At 62.1% G+C, this 20,328-nt stretch carries 15 protein-coding genes and 3 pseudogenes; 12 read left to right on the top strand and 6 right to left on the bottom strand.

Annotation, left to right across the window (positions count from 1 at the left end):
- Positions 1-28 precede the first annotated feature (28 nt).
- Both C8K44_RS20255 and hisG read left to right on the top strand, forming a co-directional pair.
- Positions 29-1,147 carry an ATP phosphoribosyltransferase regulatory subunit gene (locus C8K44_RS20255; RefSeq protein WP_109577582.1) on the top strand — a complete coding sequence of 373 codons (1,119 nt, stop codon included), beginning with the start codon at positions 29-31 and terminating at the stop codon, positions 1,145-1,147.
- Positions 1,147-1,851 (top strand): ATP phosphoribosyltransferase, encoded by a 705-nt coding sequence (hisG, locus tag C8K44_RS20250; RefSeq protein WP_109577581.1) that lies wholly within the window; start codon positions 1,147-1,149, stop codon positions 1,849-1,851. The genes C8K44_RS20255 and hisG overlap by 1 nt, the downstream gene beginning before the upstream one ends.
- On the opposite strand, the gene C8K44_RS20245 is transcribed toward hisG, so the two are convergent.
- Positions 1,817-2,722, bottom strand: a complete 906-nt coding sequence (locus C8K44_RS20245; protein WP_109577580.1) for a hydrogen peroxide-inducible genes activator — start codon at positions 2,720-2,722, stop codon at positions 1,817-1,819. The genes hisG and C8K44_RS20245 overlap by 35 nt on opposite strands.
- A 304-nt stretch (positions 2,723-3,026) precedes the next feature.
- On the opposite strand from C8K44_RS20245, the gene katG reads away from it, so the two are divergent.
- The 6 genes from katG (at position 3,027) to C8K44_RS20215 (ending at position 9,107) form a co-directional block, all read left to right on the top strand.
- Positions 3,027-5,237 carry a catalase/peroxidase HPI gene (katG, locus tag C8K44_RS20240; protein WP_109577669.1) on the top strand — a complete coding sequence of 737 codons (2,211 nt, stop codon included), beginning with the start codon at positions 3,027-3,029 and terminating at the stop codon, positions 5,235-5,237.
- Positions 5,238-5,406: 169 nt separating this feature from the next.
- Positions 5,407-6,693: an RsmB/NOP family class I SAM-dependent RNA methyltransferase gene (locus tag C8K44_RS20235; RefSeq protein ID WP_109577579.1), complete on the top strand. Its 1,287-nt coding sequence runs from the start codon at positions 5,407-5,409 to the stop codon at positions 6,691-6,693.
- 102 nt (positions 6,694-6,795) lie between these two features.
- Positions 6,796-7,248, top strand: a complete 453-nt coding sequence (locus C8K44_RS20230; protein ID WP_109577578.1) for a TspO/MBR family protein — start codon at positions 6,796-6,798, stop codon at positions 7,246-7,248.
- A 78-nt stretch (positions 7,249-7,326) separates the two neighbouring features.
- Positions 7,327-7,785: a PaaI family thioesterase gene (locus tag C8K44_RS20225; protein ID WP_109577577.1), complete on the top strand. Its 459-nt coding sequence runs from the start codon at positions 7,327-7,329 to the stop codon at positions 7,783-7,785.
- 4 nt (positions 7,786-7,789) lie between these two features.
- The gene (locus tag C8K44_RS20220) at positions 7,790-8,425 is read left to right on the top strand and encodes a 5'-methylthioadenosine/S-adenosylhomocysteine nucleosidase (protein ID WP_109577576.1); all 636 of its coding nucleotides are present in this window, start codon (positions 7,790-7,792) and stop codon (positions 8,423-8,425) included.
- A gap of 184 nt (positions 8,426-8,609) precedes the next feature.
- Positions 8,610-9,107 carry a DUF2165 domain-containing protein gene (locus C8K44_RS20215; RefSeq protein ID WP_109577668.1) on the top strand — a complete coding sequence of 166 codons (498 nt, stop codon included), beginning with the start codon at positions 8,610-8,612 and terminating at the stop codon, positions 9,105-9,107.
- A gap of 40 nt (positions 9,108-9,147) precedes the next feature.
- On the opposite strand, the gene C8K44_RS20210 is transcribed toward C8K44_RS20215, so the two are convergent.
- A complete protein-coding gene (locus C8K44_RS20210; RefSeq protein ID WP_109577667.1) occupies positions 9,148-9,474 on the bottom strand; it encodes a hypothetical protein in 327 nt (108 codons plus the stop codon).
- A gap of 60 nt (positions 9,475-9,534) precedes the next feature.
- Between C8K44_RS20210 and C8K44_RS20205 the strand changes: the two genes are divergently transcribed.
- The 3 genes and pseudogenes from C8K44_RS20205 to C8K44_RS20195 form a co-directional block, all read left to right on the top strand.
- Positions 9,535-9,993, top strand: coding sequence for a MarR family winged helix-turn-helix transcriptional regulator (locus tag C8K44_RS20205; RefSeq protein ID WP_109577575.1), 459 nt, complete (start codon positions 9,535-9,537; stop codon positions 9,991-9,993).
- Positions 9,994-10,089: 96 nt separating this feature from the next.
- Positions 10,090-11,652, top strand: coding sequence for a glutamine-hydrolyzing GMP synthase (gene guaA, locus C8K44_RS20200; protein WP_109577574.1), 1,563 nt, complete (start codon positions 10,090-10,092; stop codon positions 11,650-11,652).
- A gap of 215 nt (positions 11,653-11,867) precedes the next feature.
- Positions 11,868-12,843, top strand: a pseudogene (locus C8K44_RS20195) (site-specific integrase); the annotation flags it as partial.
- 591 nt (positions 12,844-13,434) lie between these two features.
- Here C8K44_RS20195 and C8K44_RS20190 read toward each other — a convergent pair.
- The 3 genes and pseudogenes from C8K44_RS20190 to C8K44_RS20180 all read right to left on the bottom strand — a co-directional run.
- Positions 13,435-13,652, bottom strand: a pseudogene (locus C8K44_RS20190) (IS110 family transposase); the annotation flags it as partial.
- A 397-nt stretch (positions 13,653-14,049) separates the two neighbouring features.
- Entirely contained in the window at positions 14,050-17,235 is a 3,186-nt protein-coding gene (locus C8K44_RS20185) for an efflux RND transporter permease subunit (protein WP_109577573.1), read from the bottom strand.
- Entirely contained in the window at positions 17,232-18,452 is a 1,221-nt protein-coding gene (locus C8K44_RS20180) for an efflux RND transporter periplasmic adaptor subunit (RefSeq protein WP_109577572.1), read from the bottom strand. The genes C8K44_RS20185 and C8K44_RS20180 overlap by 4 nt, the downstream gene beginning before the upstream one ends.
- 518 nt (positions 18,453-18,970) lie before the next feature.
- On the opposite strand from C8K44_RS20180, the gene C8K44_RS20175 reads away from it, so the two are divergent.
- Positions 18,971-19,213, top strand: coding sequence for a DUF1344 domain-containing protein (locus C8K44_RS20175; RefSeq protein ID WP_109577571.1), 243 nt, complete (start codon positions 18,971-18,973; stop codon positions 19,211-19,213).
- 632 nt (positions 19,214-19,845) lie between these two features.
- On the opposite strand, the pseudogene C8K44_RS20170 reads toward C8K44_RS20175, so the two are convergent.
- Positions 19,846-20,265: pseudogene (locus C8K44_RS20170) on the bottom strand (transposase zinc-binding domain-containing protein); the annotation flags it as partial.
- Positions 20,266-20,328 lie beyond the last annotated feature (63 nt).

Here is a 20,328-nt window from a genome sequence, read left to right as displayed (position 1 = left end):
GCACCCCTTTCATGGAGTTCCTTAGGCCATGAACGCGCGTTACCCGGCCATCGCGTCCGATATCCTGAAACTCTTCGCCGCGCGCGGGGCCGATGCGGTCGACGTGCCGGTGCTGCAGCCGGCCGACCCGTTCCTCGACATGGCCGGCGAGGATTTGCGCCGCCGCATCTTCCTGACCGAAAGTGAGACGGGGGCGTCGCTTTGCTTGCGGCCGGAATTCACCATTCCGGTCTGTCTCGACCACATCCACACCCAGTCCGGCACGCCGCGCCGCTATTCCTATCTCGGTGAGGTATTCCGCCAGCGCCGCGAAGGCGGCAACGAATTCTTCCAGGCCGGCGTCGAGGATCTGGGCGACACCGACACGGCGGTGGCCGACGCGCGTTCGGTGGCCGACGCGTACGCGCTGCTGTCGCTTTGCCTGCCCGGCCATGACCTCACCGTCACGCTCGGCGACCAGGCGATCTTCGAGGCGGTGCTGGCGGCCCTTGGCCTGCCGCGCGGCTGGCGCATGCGCCTTGCCCGCGCCTTCGGCTCGGCTGAGCTTCTGGCTGCGGCACTTGGCGATCTCGCAGCACCCACGCGCACCTCGGCCTTGAGCGAACCAGTTGCTTCATTGGTAGCGGACGGCGACCGCGACGCCCTGGCAGCGCATATAGCTACCGGCATGGAGCAGGCAGGCCTGTCGCCTTCCGCCGGCCGCACGCCCAATGACATCGCCCGCCGTCTCATCGAAAAGGCCGAGCTGCGCAGTGTACGTCTGTCAAGCGACGCCTTCGAGGCGCTCGAGCGCTTCCTTGCCATCGACGTTGCGCTCGACGAGGCACCCGCAGCGCTCAAGGAATTCGCCGCCGGCGCCGGGCTCACGCTGGGTTCTGCGATCGACAATTTCGCTGCCCGGGCCAAGGCCGTTGCCGACCATGGCCTCGCCGCCAACTCCGTGCGCTATGACGCGGCCTTCGGTCGCCCGCTCGACTATTACACCGGCCTCGTCTTCGAGATTTCCGGTCCTGACGCCGAGCGCCCGTTGGCCGGTGGCGGCCGCTACGACCGTCTGCTGACGTTGCTCGGCGCGGCAAAGCCCATTCCCGGCGTCGGCTTCTCCGTCTGGCTCGACCGTATCGAAGCCCTGAGGGAGACCAACTGATGGCGATATCGATCGCACTCCCTTCCAAGGGCCGGCTCAAGGAGCAGGCGCTCGACGTGTTGGCCAAGGCTGGTTTCGCCGTCACCCTGCCCGATGACAGCAGGCGTTACCGCGCCTCGATCGAGGGCAGGGCGGATATCGAGATCGCCTTTCTGTCGGCCTCCGAAATCTCGGGCGAGATCGGCCAGGGCAATGTCGATCTCGGCATCACGGGCGAGGACCTGATCCGCGAAAACCTCGCCGATTGGGAGAGCAAGGCCGAGATCGTCGCCCGACTGGGCTTCGGCCACGCCGATGTCGTTGTTGCCGTGCCCGACATCTGGCTCGACGTCGACACCATGGCCGATCTCGACGATGTCGCGGCCGATTTCCGCCAGCGCCACGGTCGGCGCCTGCGTATCGCCACCAAATACTGGCGGCTGACCCAGCAGTTCTTTTCCCAAATGCACGGCATTCAGGTCTACCGCATCGTCGAAAGCCTCGGCGCCACCGAGGGCGCTCCGGCTGCCGGCTCGGCCGATGTCATTGTCGACATTACCTCGACCGGCTCGACGCTGCGCGCCAATCATCTGAAGATCCTGTCGGACGGCGTCATCCTGCGCTCGCAGGCGTGCCTGGTGCAATCGCGCAAAACCCGCAGCGCGGCCGATGATGCGGTGCTGTCCGAGTTCAATGCCGCAATAGCGGCTGCAGTCCGCGGATAATCCGCGCAAGCTCGATGCACTCATTGTGCCTGGGGCTGTTGCGGCGCCAGGCAAGGCAGATGCGGCGCTCCGGCACGGGTTCGGCGAACGGCACGATCTTCAGGTCGCGCTGGTCATGAGCCGGCCCTGACGCCATCTCCGGTATCAACGTCACGCCAAGCCCATGCGCCACCATCTGCAGCAAAGTAGTCAGGCTGGTCGCGCCATAGTTGGCCATCGCCACCGGCTTGACACTGCCACACACGGCGAGCGCCTGTTCGCGCAGGCAGTGGCCTTCTTCGAGAAGCATCAGCCGTTCCAGCGCGGGGCTTTCCGGCGGCACCGGCGGTGAGACGAAATCCGGGTCGTCGGCGGGCACCGCCAGATAGAAACGATCCGAAAACAGCTCCTGCGACGTCAGGCCGGGATAGTCGAGGGGCAGGGCGGCGACAAAGGCGTCGATACGGCCGTTCAGCGCATCCTCGGCAAGCGACCCCGTGATGGCCTCGCGCAGCTCCAGCCTGAGCTTGGGGTATTCGCGCTTCAGAGCCGGCAGGACGTGCGGCAAAAGGTAAGGTGCCACCGTCGGGATGATGCCGAGCCGCAGACGTCCCTCCATCGCCACCCTGCCACGCCGGGCGGTCGATTCGACCTCGCGAATTTCGGCCAGAATATTCTCGATCCGTGGCTGCAGCTCCAACGCATCTTCGGTCAGGCGCACCGCCTTGCCGCCACGTTCGAACAGCGTGCATCCCAGCCGCTCTTCCATCTCGGCGATCTGCGCCGATAGGGCCGGCTGGCTGACACCGGCGAATTCGGCCGCGCGGCCAAAATGCAGCGTCTGGGCCAGTGCTGCGAAATATTCCATCTGTCGGATTGTGAGGCGGATCATAATCACAAGTTATCAAGATTGTCAGAAAAGGCAATTTGGCTTTATCATAATCGCGTCCTAGACTGGAATAGTTCCAATCGGGCAGCAGCCTTTTTGCTGCCTGGACGGTCTAGCGAGTACGATCCTTGAGGGAGGCGCAAGCCATGACAAAACCGACGACGACCACCAGAGCAGGTGCGCCGGACGATCACAAATCACTCGCGGCTGGCGAGCGCTACCCGGCCCGGCTGTAGAGCTGCTTGCTCCGGCCGGATCTGGCCTACAGACCGCAATCACATCGACATTACTACGTTCGGAGATGAACATGGACGCAACTGACAAGAGCGAGGGCAAATGCCCGGTCGCGCACGGCTCTGCCGGTAGAACCAATCGTGACTGGTGGCCGAACCAGCTGGACCTGAAGGTTCTGCACCAGCATTCCGGCCTGTCCGATCCGATGGGCGAAGCATTTGATTACGCGAAGGAATTCGAGAGCCTCGACCTGAATGCCGTGATCCAGGATCTTCATGCCCTGATGACGGACTCGCAGGATTGGTGGCCAGCCGACTTCGGCCACTACGGGCCGCTTTTCATTCGCATGGCATGGCACAGCGCGGGCACCTATCGCATCGGCGACGGCCGCGGCGGTGCGGGAGCCGGACAGCAGCGTTTCGCGCCGCTCAACAGCTGGCCAGACAACGTCAACCTCGACAAGGCGCGCCGGCTGTTGTGGCCGATCAAGCAGAAGTACGGCCGCAAGATCTCATGGGCCGACCTGATGATCCTCGCCGGCAACGTCGCGCTGGAATCGATGGGCTTCAAGACCTTCGGTTTCGCCGGTGGGCGCGCGGATGTCTGGGAGCCTGAAGAAGACATCTACTGGGGCTCGGAAGGCAAATGGCTGGCCGACGAGCGCTACAGCGGCGACCGCGATCTCGCTAACCCGCTCGCCGCAGTCCAGATGGGCCTGATCTACGTCAACCCTGAAGGGCCGAACGGCACCCCCGATCCGCTCGCATCCGCACGCGACATCCGCGAGACCTTCGCGCGCATGGCGATGAACGACGAGGAGACCGTAGCCCTCATCGCTGGTGGCCACACCTTCGGCAAGACCCACGGCGCCGGCGATGCCTCGCTGGTCGGCGCGGAACCTGAAGCCGCCGATATCGAGCAGCAGGGCCTCGGCTGGAAGAGCAGCTTTGGCACCGGCAAGGGCGGCGACACGATCGGCAGCGGTCTTGAAGTCACCTGGACCACGACGCCGACGAAATGGAGCGGCAACTTCTTCTGGAACCTGCTCGGCTACGAGTGGGAACTGACCAAGAGCCCGGCCGGTGCCCATCAGTGGACACCCAAGCACGGCATGGGCGCCGGCACCGTGCCGGATGCGCATGACCCCTCGAAGCGTCACGCACCGTCGATGCTTACCAGCGACATCGCCTTGCGGGCCGATCCTGCATACGAAAAGATCTCGCGGCGCTTCTTCGAGAACCCCGATCAGTTCGCCGATGCCTTCGCGCGAGCATGGTACAAGCTCACACATCGCGACATGGGTCCGATCGCGCGCTATCTCGGCCCGCTCGTGCCCAAGGAAGAGCTGCTGTGGCAGGACCCGATCCCTGCGGTCGATCATGTTCTGGTCGATGAGCAGGACGTTGAGGCCCTGAAGGCCAAGATACTCGCAGCGGTGCCCTCGGTGTCGCAGCTGGTCTCGACGGCCTGGGCTTCGGCTTCGACGTTCCGTGGTTCCGACAAGCGCGGCGGTGCAAATGGCGCGCGCATTCGTCTCAGCCCCCAAAAGGACTGGGAAGTAAACCAGCCCGCCCAGCTGGCGTCGGTTCTCGCAAAACTCGAAACGATCCAGAAGGAGTTCAACGCTTCGCAGACCGGCAACAAGAAAGTCTCGCTTGCCGACCTGATCGTTCTCGGTGGCGTCGCTGCGATCGAGAAGGCCGCGAATGACGCGGGACAAAACGTCAAGGTGCCGTTCACGCCGGGCCGCATGGACGCCTCGCAGGAGCAGACCGATGTCGACTCCTTCGCCCCGCTCGAGCCGGCCGCTGATGGTTTCCGCAATTATCTCAGTGGCAGGCAGCGCTTGTCGCCCGAGGAGTCCTTGGTGGATCGGGCGCAGCTGCTGACGCTGACGGCGCCCGAGATGACGGTGCTGGTCGGCGGCCTGCGCGTGCTTGGTGCCAATACTGACGAGTCCGCGCATGGTGTCTTCACAACGCAGCCCGAAACCCTGACCAACGACTTCTTCGTCAACCTGCTCGACATGGGCACGGAATGGAAGGCGGTCTCGGAAGCCAGGGACGTGTTCGAGGGACGCGACAGGAAAACGAACGAGGTCAAGTGGTACGCCACGCGCGCTGACCTGATCTTCGGTTCGCACTCGCAGCTGCGCGCTCTTGCTGAAGTTTACGGCAGCTCGGACGCCAATGAAAAATTCGTGAAGCACTTCGTGGCGGCGTGGACCAAGGTGATGAACGCTGACCGCTTCGACCTTGGCGAGACGTGGCAGGCGGCAGAATAACAATTCGGAATCAAACGAACGAGGCAGGCGCGGAGCAATCCGCGCCTGTTTCATGCCTGACCCGTTCGGGGGATGTTTTTACCCTGCAAGCTTCTGCCGGTGCTTGTGCAAACCGTCTTCGCTGTTTAGCTAGGCCTGATACGGGTCAACCGAAAACGGAACACCGAACATGCGACTTGGCGGAAGACTGGCTGCGGCCATCGAGGTACTCGACGATATCGAGAGGCGGCATCGGCCCGCCGCGGATGCACTCAAGGATTGGGGGCTTTCGCATCGCTTTGCCGGGGCAGGCGACCGCGCCGCGATCGGCAACATTGTCTATGACGCGCTGCGCCGCAAGCGCTCCGCTGCCTGGCTCGTTGGCGAGGATACGTCACGTGCGCTCGGCTTCGGCGCCTTGCTGCTTGAGTGGGATCAGTCGGCCGAAGCACTCAACCAGACGCTCGAAGGCGACAAGTTCGCGCCGGAGCCGCTGAGTGCCGAAGAGCTCAAGGCCATCGCCGAACGCAAGCTCACCGATGCGCCTGACGTTGTCCGCGCTGATTCGCCCGATTGGTGCGCGCCGCTGCTCGAGCGCGCTTTCGGCAGCGACTGGGTGGCCGAAGGTGCGGCTCTGGCAGCACGTCCGCCGCTGGATATCCGCGCCAATACGCTCAAGGCCGACCGCGCCCGTGTCATCGGCGAACTCGAAGGCACCCAGGCAGCGCCGATGGCGCTCGCCCCGCATGGCGTGCGTATTCCGCCGATCGACGGCAGCGGCCGCCATCCCAATGTCCAGGCCGAGCCGGCGTTCCAGAAGGGCTGGTTCGAGATCCAGGACGAGGGGTCGCAGCTTGCCGCCGAACTCGCCGGCGCTACACCTGGCATGCAGGTGCTCGACTATTGCGCTGGTGCCGGGGGCAAGACTTTGGCTCTGTCGGCGTCGATGGAAAATCGCGGCCAGATATTCGCCCACGATTCGGAAAAGTCGCGCCTGGCGCCGATGTTCGATCGTCTGCGCCGGTCGGATAACCGCAATGTCCAAGTTGTCACCAAGCCATCGGAACTTTCCGGACTCACCGGTCACATGGATCTCGTCTTGATCGATGCGCCTTGCACCGGCAGCGGCACGTGGCGCCGCCGGCCCGACGCCAAATGGCGTCTCACTCAGAGGCAGCTCGACGTCCGCAAAGCCGAGCAGTCGGCGATCCTCGATACCGCCAGCGCCTATGTGAAGCCGGGCGGCCTGATGGTCTACATCACATGCTCGGTTTTCGACGAGGAAAACGCTGACCAGGTCACGGCGTTCCTGGATCGCGACAAGAGCTTTGCGGCGATCGATCATCGCGCGCTATGGCAGGCAAGGTTCCCCGGACGCGAGGGCGCGGTGCGCTTTGGCGCACAGGGTCTGTCGCTGACGCCGGCCAGAAGCGGTACAGACGGCTTTTACTTCGCCGCCATGCGCCGGGCTGCCTAATCCGCCGGTAGATGATTTTGCTCCATCTGGTGTGGAGCAAAATGTGCAACCAGTTGCCTCCAGATGCGTTGTCCATATCGGGCTCGCATTGCTGGAGGGTGGATGAATAGATACGTCGCTTTACTTGCTTTCATCGTGATCGTTCTGGGCGGCGGGTCGCTTATCGGCTACCTGACATTGCCGGGCGAATGGTATGCCGGGCTCGCAAAGCCCTTCTTCAACCCGCCAAACTGGATCTTTGGTCCGGTCTGGTCCGTCCTTTACATCCTCGTCGCCGTCGCCGGTTGGCGCGTCTGGCTGGCAGATGCCGGCGGTGTCGCCATGCGGGTGTGGATCGGCCAGCTTGTGCTCAATTTCTTGTGGTCGCCGACTTTTTTTGGCCTGCAGCAAACAGGTCTCGCTTTGCTGGTCATTGTCGCGTTGCTCGTTGCCATCTTGGGTTTCATGGCGACAGCGCGAAAAGTCGATGGCGTCGCTGCCTGGCTGTTTGCGCCTTATGCGGCTTGGGTCGCTTTTGCCACGCTGCTCAATGCTTCGATCTGGTGGCTCAACTGATATGATTTTGCATTGCAGCATTTCCGATTGCCTGCATTTGCCGGCTTTGCGATAAGCAATGGCAAGAGGACATTGCAAATGGCTGCCAAGATCGTACCCGCACCTGATTATGACGAGCGTGTCAGGGCTTCCTTCGCGCGCCAAAGCGTGATGCGGACCATTGGTGCCGAACTCACCCTTGTCACACCAGGCATCATCGAGATTGAGATGCCATATTCGGACCAGCTGACCCAGCAGCACGGTTTTCTGCATGCCGGCGTCATTTCGACGGCCCTTGATTCCGCCTGCGGCTATGCAGCGTTTTCGCTCATGCCCGAAAGCTCGAGCGTGCTTACCATCGAGTTCAAGGTCAATCTTCTGGCGCCCGGCAAGGGCGAGCGATTCCTGTTTCGCGGCTCGGTCACCAAGCCCGGCCGCACCATCGTTGTCGCCGACGGCCAGGCCTATGCGATTTCGTCCGACGGCGAGGCCAAGCTGATCGCCACCATGACCGGCACCATGATGGCCATTGCCGGCCGCGACGGTATCGAGGGCTGACAACATGCCCGACGTTACGCAGTTCGCCGGTCGCAACGTGCTGTTTGTCATGGCGGCCGATGCCGAATATGGACCGCACCTGCAAAAGCTGTTCGTCCCCGTCATGACGGGTGTCGGGCCGGTTGAAGCAGGCGTCAGGGTCGCTGGTGAACTTGCGCTGCTCGCTGCCTCCAACTACCTGCCCGATCTCGTTGTCTGCCTTGGATCCGCCGGCAGCCGCAAGCTCGAACAGACGGAAGTCTATCAGGCCGTCTCGGTCAGCTATCGCGACATGGACGCATCCGCGCTCGGTTTCGAAAAAGGTGCGACACCGTTCCTCGACTTGCCGGTCACCGTGACATTGCCGTTGAAAATTCCTGGCGTGAAAGAGGCAAGCCTGTCGACCGGCGGCGCTGTCATCTCAGGCGCCGGCTACGACGCGATTGCACAAGACATGGTCGACATGGAGACCTTTGCCGTGCTGCGCGCCTGCCAGATGTTTTCCGTGCCGCTCATCGCGCTGCGCGGCATCTCCGATGGGGCCACCGACATCGGCCATGTCGATGACTGGACAGAATACCTCCATGTCGTCGATGAGAAGCTGGCGCATGCCGTGCGCCTGCTGGGCCAGGCGATAACCAGCGGCGAACTAGCATTCTAGCAACCGCTCCGGCTGCGACTGCGCTCTTTTGTCATGAGCTTTGCCAAGTTGTTTGATGTATGCGGCGCCTGGTCGTGCACGCTCATCGACGCTGATGCCTTTGCTTGATCCGAGCATTCTGCTCGGTCGCGTGGGGGTGGCAGCGTCGAGGCGTGCACGCGCTTTTTCAGGAGTAGCCTACGAAATGATGATCATCCGCATATCCAAGACGGCCGCGGTTGCCGCCACGGCCTTGTTTTCCACCCTTGTCGCCTTCGGCAATCTGACCGACTACGGCACCAATTTCGCCTTCGTGCAGCATGTTATGAGCATGGACACGATCTTCCCCGACGCGGCCATCAAGTACCGCGCGATCACCAGTCCAACGCTTCACAACCTGTTCTACCTTCTGATCATCGCCGCCGAATCCTTGACCGCCATCCTGTGCTGGATCGGGGCGTATCGCCTCGCCACGAACCTTCGCAATGATGCGCGCAGCTTCAATGCCTCCAAGACGCTGTCGATTGCCGGCCTGACGCTCGGCTTCCTCGTCTGGCAGGTCGGCTTCATGTCGGTAGGTGGCGAATGGTTCGGCATGTGGATGTCGAAGACATGGAACGGCGTTCCCGACGCCTTCCGTTTCTTCATCACCATTCTGCTTGTGCTGGTCTTTGTTGCCCAGCGCGACGAAGAACTCGCCTGACGAAATAAAGGATGGTTGTCCCTTGGGCGACCATCCTTTGTTACAGCGCCGCGCGCGGCAGGTCCTTGGCGTTGCCGAACAGGACGCCGATCAGCCTCACCCTGACGTCGCGATCCCTGTTGATATAGGTGGCCGCACCGGCCTCGTGGTCGATTTTCCACCGCCCGACCGCACCATTGTCCCAGTCGACCACATATCCGCCGTCCGCGAGTTTCCACACGCCCTTCCGGGTCTCGCCGTCTTCGAGCAGCATGTGCGCTGTTTCGCCTTGTTCGAAATAGACGTATGCCTCCTTGCCGTTACGGTCGAGCACATGGGTTGTGCCCGGTATCAGTACCGCCAGGGTAACTTGATCGAGAATTGCCATCGTCGTCTCCATTCGCTATCAAGATCGTCAAGTATCTTGACGTTATGCGCGAATGGAAAAATGGTCAAGCAGCTTGACGAAAATACGGAAGAGCCCTTGCCGGACCATCTCGGCTGGCGACTCTGGCAGGCAAGTCGCGCCTGGCAGGCCGAGTTTGCCGCGGCCATGCGGACGGCCGGCCACGTCTGGTTCAGTGAAAGCCGCGCGGGTCTGCTCGGTCATATACCGCGCCGTGGCACCCGCCAGTCCGCCCTGATCGAGCGCGCCGGCATCTCCAAGCAGGCGGTGCAGCAGCTTCTCGATGGCCTCGAAGCCGAAGGCGTGATCGAACGCCTGGCCGATCCAGACGACAAGCGTGGCAAGCTTGTGCACTACACCGCACTTGGATTGGCAGCACTTCGCGACGGCGACCGCATCAAGCTCGAGATTGAAAGTGGCTACCGCGAAAGGCTGGGGCAGGGTAGCTTCGAGGCTCTCATGCAAGCGTTGCGCAGGCTCGGCGACGGCTCAAATCGTTGACGAGCGTCTCAGCCTTGCATGAAGATGCGAATTCGCACAGGCAGCCATGCGCACCAACCCATTGCGCAGACTCGAATCTTTCTTTAAACGCCCGCCATGAAGAACTCCGAGCACCCTGAAACCGTCCTCATTATCGACTTCGGCAGCCAGGTGACGCAGCTGATCGCGCGTCGCGTCCGCGAGGCCGGGGTCTATTCCGAGATCGTGCCCTTCCAGTCGGCCGCCGAGGCCTTCAAGCGGATCAGCCCCAAGGCGGTGATCCTCTCCGGCAGCCCTCACTCCACCGTCGACATCGGCAGTCCGCGCGCCCCTGAAGCCGTCTTCAGCGCCGGCGTTCCGGTGCTCGGTATCTGCTATGGAGAGCAGACCATGTGCGCCCAGCTGGGCGGCAAGGTCGAGGCTGGCCACCACCGCGAATTCGGCCGCGCCTATCTCGAAATCCAGGACGACAGTCCGCTGTTCGACGGCGTCTGGGCCAAGGGCACCCGCCACCAGGTGTGGATGAGCCACGGCGACCGCGTCACTCAAATTCCCGCTGGCTTCCGCGTCATCGGCACCTCCAACGGCGCACCTTTCGCTGCCATCGCGGACGAAGCCCGCAATTTCTACGCCGTGCAGTTCCACCCCGAGGTCGTGCACACGCCCGACGGCGCAAAACTACTGCGCAATTTCGTCCACAAGATCGCCGGCATCGAGAGCGACTGGACCATGCGTGCCTATCGTGAGCATGCCGTCGAGGCGATCCGCAAGCAGGTCGGCGACAAGAAGGTCATCTGCGCGCTTTCGGGCGGCGTCGATTCCTCGGTCGCGGCGCTGCTCATCCACGAGGCTGTCGGCGACCAGCTCACCTGCATCCTCGTCGATCACGGCCTGATGCGGCAGAACGAGGCGGCCGATGTCGTCGCCATGTTCCGCGAGCACTACAATCTGCCGCTGATCCTCGTAGATGCCGCCGACCGCTTCATCGATGCGCTCGAAGGCCAGGCTGACCCGGAAACCAAGCGCAAGACCATTGGGCGCCTTTTCATCGAGGTATTCGAGGAAGAGGCCAAGAAGCTCGGCGGCGCAGATTTCCTCGCCCAGGGCACGCTCTACCCCGACGTCATCGAAAGCGTATCCTTCACCGGCGGTCCTTCGGTCACCATCAAGTCGCACCACAATGTCGGCGGTCTGCCCGACCGCATGAACATGAAGCTGGTCGAGCCGTTGCGCGAGCTGTTCAAGGACGAGGTGCGGGTGCTTGGCAAGGAGCTCGGCCTGCCCGACAGCTTCATCGGCCGCCATCCATTCCCCGGACCGGGCCTCGCCATCCGCTGCCCGGGCGGCGTGACCCGCGAAAAGCTCGACATCCTGCGCCAGGCCGATGCGATCTATCTCGACGAGATCCGCAAGGCCGGCCTCTACGATGCCATCTGGCAGGCCTTCGCCGTTCTGTTGCCGGTGCAGACGGTCGGCGTCATGGGTGACGGCCGTACTTACGAATTCGTCTGCGCGCTGCGTGCAGTGACGTCGGTCGACGGCATGACCGCCGATTTCTACCACTACGACATGAACTTCCTCGGCGCCGCCGCCACCCGCATCATCAACGAGGTGCGCGGCATCAACCGTGTCGTCTACGACGTTACGTCCAAGCCGCCGGGCACGATCGAGTGGGAATGATTCAGGCCCATCCGAGCGCATCCAAAAATACGCAACGATGCGATCTAACTAATTGAAATAAAAAATAAATTCTGTCACCGCCTGTCGATAGCAATCGACGGGCGGCAGACGGACCTCCCCCATATTGATTTCCCCGATTTTCGAAAGTACCGTCACGGGCAATGAGGGTCGTGAGGTACTTTTAGACACCTAACTCATTGAATAAAAATGAGTTTGAGGAAGCGAAGAGCTTTGGCGAGTTCGGCGCGAAGTGGCTGGAAGGTGCGCCCATGGCGGAGAGCACACGCACGATGCGCCGCTCATCCTTCGAGCGTGACCTGTTGCCGGTCTGGCGAAACCGCCTGCTCACCGAAATCACGCCCGACGACCTACGTGCGCATTGTGCAAAAATCGTCGAGCGCGGGGCGCCGGCAACCGCAATCCACGTTCGCGATATCCTCAAACAGATCTTTGGCTTTGCCATCCTGCACGGGGAGAAGGTTTCTACCCCGCGGACGATGTCGGCCCCGCATCGATCGCCCATTTTGTGCCACGCGATCGCTCGCTTTCGCCGGCCGAGATCCGTGTGATGTTGAAGACCTTGGAGAAGATCGCAACCCTTCCGACCATCCGCCTGGGGATGAAGCTCTTTCTGCTCACGATGGTTCGAAAGAGCGAGCTTCAGGATGCGACCTGGGACGAGGTAGATTTCGGAAACGCCGTCTGGTCGATCCCGAAGGAGCGCATGAAACGGTCCAAGGCGCATAATGTCTACCTGTCGCGTCAAATGCTCGACATTTTCATCGCGCTGAAGACCTGCGCTGGTAACTCTCGTTATGTCCTGCCATCACGCTACGATGCTGGCGCGCCAATGTCGCGGGCCACGTTTAACCGGATCACTTACTTGGTCGTCGAGCAGGCGAAGAAGGACGGTATGCCCCTTGAGCCTTTCACCGTGCACGATCTGAGGCGAACTGGTTCGACGCTGCTCAATGAACTGGGCTTCAACAGCGATTGGATCGAAGAATGCCTCGCGCATGAGGACGGCCGTTCTTCACGAGGCGTCTACAACGAGGCCGAATACGAGTTGCGCGCCGCCATATGATGCAGGAATGGTCGGACATGGTGGATGCCTGGATCGACGGTCGGCGACATACACCCGTTATTGTTCCGCCCTCGATGCCGCTCTTTGAACCTGATCCATCTCGTTGAACGTACTTTCGGCGGCGCTTGTCTTTGTTACCGATGCGGCAAGCGCAAGGCGGAAGTCACGGACGAGCACATTCGGCAGCGTGTTGACTGTGTGGCTGGAGATTGACGGTCACTTGCTTAAGAGTGGACGTGACTTCGCTTTAAATTGGTCGGCGAATGAGTTAAGAATGGACATATGAATGCGCTCGATACATCGACAGGTCGAACGGCAGGAAACCCTTCTGATTTTTACCGTACAAACCAAAATATCCCAGTCGTCTGCTCCCTGTCAGGTCGCGACGATGCCCACGCCGACCTTAACGTCCGCAATCACAGATCTGGGGCTGGAAGCTGCCAGTCCGCGTTTGATGCGGTTGTCTAATCGCTGAGTTGCGGTCAAGCCTTTTTCGATCTCTGAGGCATGTTTGCCGGGTGCATGGTTGTCTTCGCGGTCGACATCGGTCGCCGCATGATGGAGCTTCGCGAACGAGCCTTCAATGTGGACGACGCACTTTGCTGAGACAGCGGTGCAACCGCGTCAACGGATGCCTCGGCTCACGTCCCGGCAGGGACGCCCCACGCGCTCAGACCCTGAGCGCTATTCACGAGATTTCATGCTGTCGCGCCTGCATTTCGATCAAAGAACTCACCGGTCTTGAGCATCGAATGCATTATCACCGCCAGTTTGCGGGCCACGGCAACGGCAGCCCGTTTGAAGCCGATGCTCTCCCGGAGCTGCCCCAAGTGCGCAGGCTACTGTCGATCGAGCTGCGTGTCAGGATGACCACCGCGGCCTCATAGAGAAGTCCCCGCAAATGTCGATCGCCGCGCCCTAAGCCTGGTTGTAGACCATCGCTGACGACTCGCCGGAGGTCGCGGTTGTCGGACGACGGAGAAATGTAGACGGACCAGCTCACGCTTTTGCCAGTCGTAGGGGTTCATGGCTTCCAAGCGGGGCTTGCCTTGGCTGTTAGGCGCGCAACGCATGGTTGCGAAGACGCAGATCCTCGACAATCATAGCAGGAACAGTGCGAGTGCGCAGAGCTTGGTCGCAGGTTGATGGAGTTCGGGAAGAGCGTCGTCTTGCGCATTGCCTGCTAAGCCAATGCCCAGACTGAGCATCTAAATTAGAGCGGCGGGCATTGTGACAAATGCAGTTCCGCCGCTCCAGCTGTTTTTGTCAGCCGCATTTCTGCGGCATAGACGATCCGTCTGACTGCCAGATGCCTAATGAACGAGATCGCTGTCTGAGGCGGCCATCGTCGCCCCCATTTTGCGCTCGCGCCGCAGCACGAGCCGCCTGATCACGACGTAGAAGACCGGCGTCAGCACCAATCCGAACACTGTAACGCCGAGCATGCCGGCGAAAACTGCCATGCCCATGGCCTGCCGCATTTCTGCGCCAGCGCCAGTGGCGATGACCAGCGGCACAACGCCGGCAATAAAGGCAAGCGACGTCATCAGGATTGGTCTCAGGCGCAAGAGCGCGGCTTCGAGCACTGCCGCCAGGGGATCTCGCCCCTTCTTTTCCTCCTCATGGGCGAACTCGACGATGAGGATGGCGTTCTTGGCTGCAAGCCCGACCAGGACGACAAACGCGATCTGCGTGAAGATGTTGTTGTCGCCGCCGGAGAGCCAGACGCCGACGATGGCCGAGAGCAGAGCCAGCGGGGCAATCAGCAGCACGGCAAAGGGCAAGGACCAGCTGTTGTATTGTGCCGCCAGGATCAGGAACGCCAACAGGACTGCGAGCGGGAACACGATCATGGCAGTGTTGCCGGCCTGCTTTTCCTGGAAGGTCAGGTCGGTCCATTCGAAGGCCATTCCGGCTGGCAGCGTCTCGCTCATGATCCGTTCAATTGCGGCCGTTGCCTGCCCGGACGAATAGCCGGCGGCAGGCCCTCCTGTAATGTCAACCGACGGATAGCCGTTGTAGTGCATCACACGGTCGGGGCCTGAACTGGTTGCGATGGTGGCAAGTGCCGCAAGTGGCACCATTTCGCCGGCGCCGTTGCGAACCTTCAGGCGCGCGATATCGTCCACCTGGGCGCGGAAGGGAGCATCGGCCTGCACGATGACGCGATAGGTGCGGCCGAAGCGGTTGAAGTCGTTCGCGTAGAGCGAGCCGAGATTGACTTGAAGGGTCTCGAAGATCCCCGTCAGCGGAACGTCCTGCGTCTTTGCCTTGACCCGATCGAGGTCGACATGGACCTGAGGCGCATTGACCTGGAAGCTCGCCATCATGCCGGCGAGTTCAGGTGCCGCGGACGCCTTGGCCATGATCTCGCCCTGTACCTTGGCCAATGCCTCGAGACCCAAGCCGGCGCGATCCTCGACCTGTAGCTTGAAGCCGCCTGTCGTGCCGAGCCCAGGGACGGGCGGCGGCGGGAAGATGCCCACGAAGCCGTCCGGGATCTGGCTGTATTTGCCCATCAGTCGTCCGGCGATGGCGTTGGCCGAGAGCGACGGATCCTTGCGCTGATCGAAGGGGTCGAGCATTGCGAAGACCACGGCGGCATTGGGCAGGTTGACAAAGCCATTCACCGAGAGGCCGGGAAAAGCGACGATGCTTTCGACACCGGGCTCGGCCAGCGCAATCCTGGACATCTCCTTGACGACGGCTTCGGTACGGTCGAGAGAGGCGCCGGAGGGCAACTGTGCGATGCCGACGAGATAATATTTGTCCTGCGCAGGCACGAAGCCGCTCGGGATGCTTTGAAAGCCGAAATACGTCGCACCCAGCAGCCCCGCATAGATGACGAAGACCACGCCGCTGACGCGGATGGCGCGGCGCGCGGTTCCGACATAGGCATTCGACGCTCGGTCGAAGAAGCGGTTGAACAGGCCGAAGAACCTTCCGAACATGAAGTCGATGGCACGGGTCAGCCAATCGCGGCCGGCTCCCGCGTTGTGCGGCTTCAAGAGCATGGCGGCCAATGCCGGCGATAGCGTCAGCGAGTTGATCGCCGAAAGCACTGTCGAGATGGCGATCGTCACCGCGAACTGCCGGTAGAATTCGCCCTGGAGGCCGGACAAGAAGGCGGAAGGGATGAACACGGCTGCGAGAACGGAGGTGATTGCGATGATCGGTGCGGTGACCTCGTCCATCGCCTTGCGGGCCGCTTCCTTCGGCGTTTCGCCGAGCCCGATATGCCGCTCGACATTCTCGACGACGACGATGGCGTCGTCGACCACGATGCCGATCGACAGCACCAGGCCGAACAACGAAAGGGTGTTGAGCGAGAAGCCCAACAGATACATCACCGCCAGCGTGCCCACGAGCGATATCGGCACGGCAACCAACGGAATGATGGAAGCACGCCACGTCTGCAGGAACAGGACGACGACGAGAACGACGAGGACGATCGCTTCGAGCAACGTCGTCATAACGGCGGCAAGGGACGCGCTCACGAAGACGGTCGGATCGTAGGCAATCCGGTATTCCAGGCCGTCTGGAAAGCCCTGTTTCAACTGCTCCATCTCGGCGTGCACGGCGTTGGAGACGTCCAGCGCATTTGCACCGGGTCGTTGAATGATCTGCATCGCGACGGCCGGCTCGCCGTCGAGGAGGCTTCGCAGGGCATAGGCATCGGCACCGAGACCGATCCGCGCAACATCGCGCAGGCGCACGATCTGCCCGTGATCGCCTGTCTTGATGACGATCTCGCCGAATTGCTCCTCGCTTGTGAGCCGCCCCACCGTGCTGACGGTGACCTCATAGCTGGCTGCCTCCGACGGCTGCTGGCCAAGCGAGCCGGCTGCGACCTGGACGTTTTGTTCGCGAATGGCAGCGACGACGTCCCCTGCCGTCAGACCAAGCGCAGAAACTTTGGTGGGGTCCAGCCAGACGCGCATGGCGTACTCGCCAGCGCCCCATATGATGACGTCGCCGACCCCCGGCAGACGGGCCAGCGTATCGCGAATTTGGAGGGTCGCGAAGTTGGAGATGTAGAGCGGATCATAGCGCTTGTCTGGCGATACAAGGTGCACCACCATCAGGATGTCGGGCGACGTCTTTTGGGTAACGACGCCGATGCGCTGAACTTCCTCCGGCAGGCGTGGCAGGGCGCGCGACACGCGGTTCTGCACCTGGATCTGGGCCATATCCGGATCCGTGCCCTGAGCGAAGGTGACGGTGAGCGTCATCCGACCGTCGGTCGCGGCCTGCGAACTCATATAGAGCATGCCCTCGACGCCATTGATCGACTGTTCGAGTGGCGAGGCCACGGTCTCGGCGATCACCTGCGGGTTGGCGCCGGGATAACTTGCGGTCACCTGCACGGTCGGCGGGGTGACTGACGGGTATTCGCTCAGAGAGAGCCGGAACAGAGCCATCGCACCGGCGATCAGCATGAGAGCTGACAGCACGATCGCAAAGATCGGGCGATTGATGAAGAAATGGGGCAGGCTCATCGACGCGCCTCCTGGGTGCCGCCGATGGCCGAGCCTGGATCGGGCGCCATCGCGATCCGGTTCGGCGTCACCTGCATGCCCGGCCGCACGAGCCCCTTGATGACGATCGAGTCGCCGCGGCTGAGACCGTGTTCGACGACACGAAGACCCTCGATCATCGCGCCCAGCTCGACCGGCCGGTACTCGACCATGTCGCCGGCACCCAACACCAGCACATAACGGCGCCCCTGGTCGGTCCCGATGGCCTGGTCGTCGATGAGTACGGTCTCGCGGGCCGCGCTCGTGGCGAGCTTCACTCGCGCGAACAGCCCGGGTGTCAGCTGTCCCTGGGGATCGTCGAGGACGGCGCGGGCCCTGATGGTTCCCGTGGTGCGGTCGACGCGATTGCCGAGAAAATCCAGCCGGCCGACATGGGGGAAACCGCTCTCCGCAGTGAGGCCCACGGCGACGGGAAATTGGGATGCAGGTCGCCCCTTGGCCTCGGGCCTGCCTTGGCCCCCGAACCCCAGATAGGTCGCCTCATCGATGTCGAAATAGACGTGGACGGGATCAACGGAGACGATGGTGGTGAGCAGTGTCGCCGCTCCTGACGCGCCGGTGACAAGGTTGCCTTCGGACACCAGCACGCGGTCGACGCGCCCCGAGATCGGCGCGGTGACACGCGTGTAGGAGAGGTCAAGCCTCGCTGCGGCGACTGCAGCCCTCGCTTCCTGGACCTGAGCCTCCCGCTCCCGCTTGCGCGCGGCGTCATCGTCAAAGGTCTTTTCGGCAATCGCCCCGCTCGGGACCAGGCGCTTCGATCGGTCGAGATCGGTGTTGGCCTGCGTTAGCAGAACTTCGGCCCGCCGCAGCTGGGCCTCCGCATTCTGGAGCGCGATTTCGAACGGCCTGGGGTCGATCTGGAAAAGCACCTGACCGCGCTCGACCAGCCCGCCCTCGGGAACGCTGACCGCTTCGATCGTTCCGCCGACACGAGGGCGGAGTTCGACGGTCTTCGCGGCTGTCACCACGCCGGTAAACTCCGACGACGGCGCGAGTACGCGGGTGACCACTTCAGCCACAGGCACCTGTGGCGGCGCAGGCGTCGGTGCAGTCTGATTCATCTCGCCCGACGCCAAAACCTGCCCAACATACGTTGGTACGCCATCGGGATAAGCGAACCATGAGGCGCCACTCAGCGCCGCTGCGGCCACTATTATTCTGATCTTCCTAGTCATGTGAAACGGCCCCGCCGAGTGAAATGCGCGACGTCTGTGATGACGCCGCTGGATGATTTCCGACAACGCTAGATTTTCCAGTGACTGGAAGGTCAATCGCCTTCTGAAGCGAATCATTCACGCCCGATCCCTCACGACGAAAGGCCAGATCGAGGATGCTTTCCGCCGATTTTCAGGGAGTTTCCGTCGAGCATGCGCCCGCTACCTGTACGCTCCAGCATGACGCCGGTGACGAGATTTCTGCCGGCAAAGCCATCAGAAACAGTCGTCCATCACAACGCTTGACTTTCTAGTGACTGGAAAGAACAGCCTTAAAAACGGCTCGAAAGCCGCCAACCAGACAGGAGACGGAAATGCTCAACTGATAATCGAACGGCTTGCAGCAAGGCTGCAGGCCCGCATCACCGGTCCTCGGACCGAAGTCAGATCTTCACCAAAAACACTGGCGTGGACAATCCAGGCATCCAGCGATGCCGGGTAACGCCCATCCATTGTTCAAAAATAGAAGGTACACCCAAATGAAGAAAATCCTCCTCGTTGCTTCACCGCTCATCTTCCTCGCGGGCGCAGCACTCGCATCCTCCAGTGACGGCGTTGTTGCCAAATACAACCACAACGTACGGGTCATCACGCTCGAGAACGGCAAGAGCTTTACGGTGCCGCGCGACGTCGCCTTGCCGCCACTCCAGGCCGGCGACAGGGTATCGATCCAATTGAACGGCGAACGAGACCGCGTGACCACCGTGTTGAAGCCGAACTAGTCGGCACGGCCACCACGTCCAAGCAGACAAGCGCCACGGGACCTCCCACCCGTGGCGTTTAGTTCGTTCCCATGTGCATCCAGTGCGAGTGGCGACCGGTCGGTTGGAGTTTCCAAATTATTTCAAATGCCGCCTCCGGGACCCTGTCAGCGGTCAGGGGCATCATTTCAGCACGCCACTTTCCGACTTTCAGCATCGCTTCAGATCAGCGCGCGCGATAGCCAAAACGTCCGACGTTGCGCGGAAGGCCGCATTCAACTCACGACGTGGCCACGTCAACGTGAAGGTCCGCTTGTGAACATTCGCTGCCGATAGTTGTCAGTCCGCAGTCGTGAAGAGTTTCGGGCGCCGGGAGGCGTACGAAAGTCCCCGAGGAAGGAACCCGCGGGCCACAGTCAACGGCTATGGAAATTTCGATCTGCGGCCGATGCCGGCGTTGGCGCGGCCGCCGATGGGAAGCGCGAGGTGGATGCGGACAGGCCGCTTCGTTGCTCCATCGCGCGGTGTTGTCGGCCCGGCGCTGGTCCGGCCATTCGCCTGTCGACGCCAGCAATCATCATGGATACGCGTGGGTCCGTTGCCGGAGGCTGAGTGCCCGCGGCTGAAGGCTGGATCATCCCATGCCGGGTCATGTGGAGCACGGCGGTGATGCCGATGCGCGCGCCGAGGTGCTTCGGATCCGTGGCGATGGTCAGCATCGTCTCCGACGCCGCCTTGAACAGAAGGTCGTAGACCAGCGTCTTGTTGTGGAAGGCGATATCGGCGACCTCGGCCGGCAGCGTGAAGACGACGTGGAAGTAGCCGACCGGCAGCAGGTCGGCTTCTCGCTCCGCGAGCCATGTCCGTGCCGCCGCGCCTTGGCACTTGGGACAATGCCGGTTGCGGCATGAGTTATAGGCGATCCGCCAATGGCCGCAGTCTGTGCAGGCCTCGACATGACCGCCAAGGGCTGCGGTGCGACATTGTTCGATCGCCGACATGACCTTGAGCTGTTGCAGGCTCAAATGCCCGGCAGCACGAAAGATGTCGGCGACCTCAATGGAGGCGCGCACGCCTCAGCCATCGGGCGCGATCTCCGCCGGCTTGAACAGGCCGAGCTTGTCGAGTGGGCTCGT

This window comes from Aminobacter sp. AP02 (assembly GCF_003148805.1).
Taxonomy (GTDB): Bacteria; Pseudomonadota; Alphaproteobacteria; order Rhizobiales; family Rhizobiaceae; genus Aminobacter.
The sequence above is the reverse complement of the archived record's forward strand: the minus strand, read 5'-3'. Positions and strand labels throughout refer to the sequence as shown.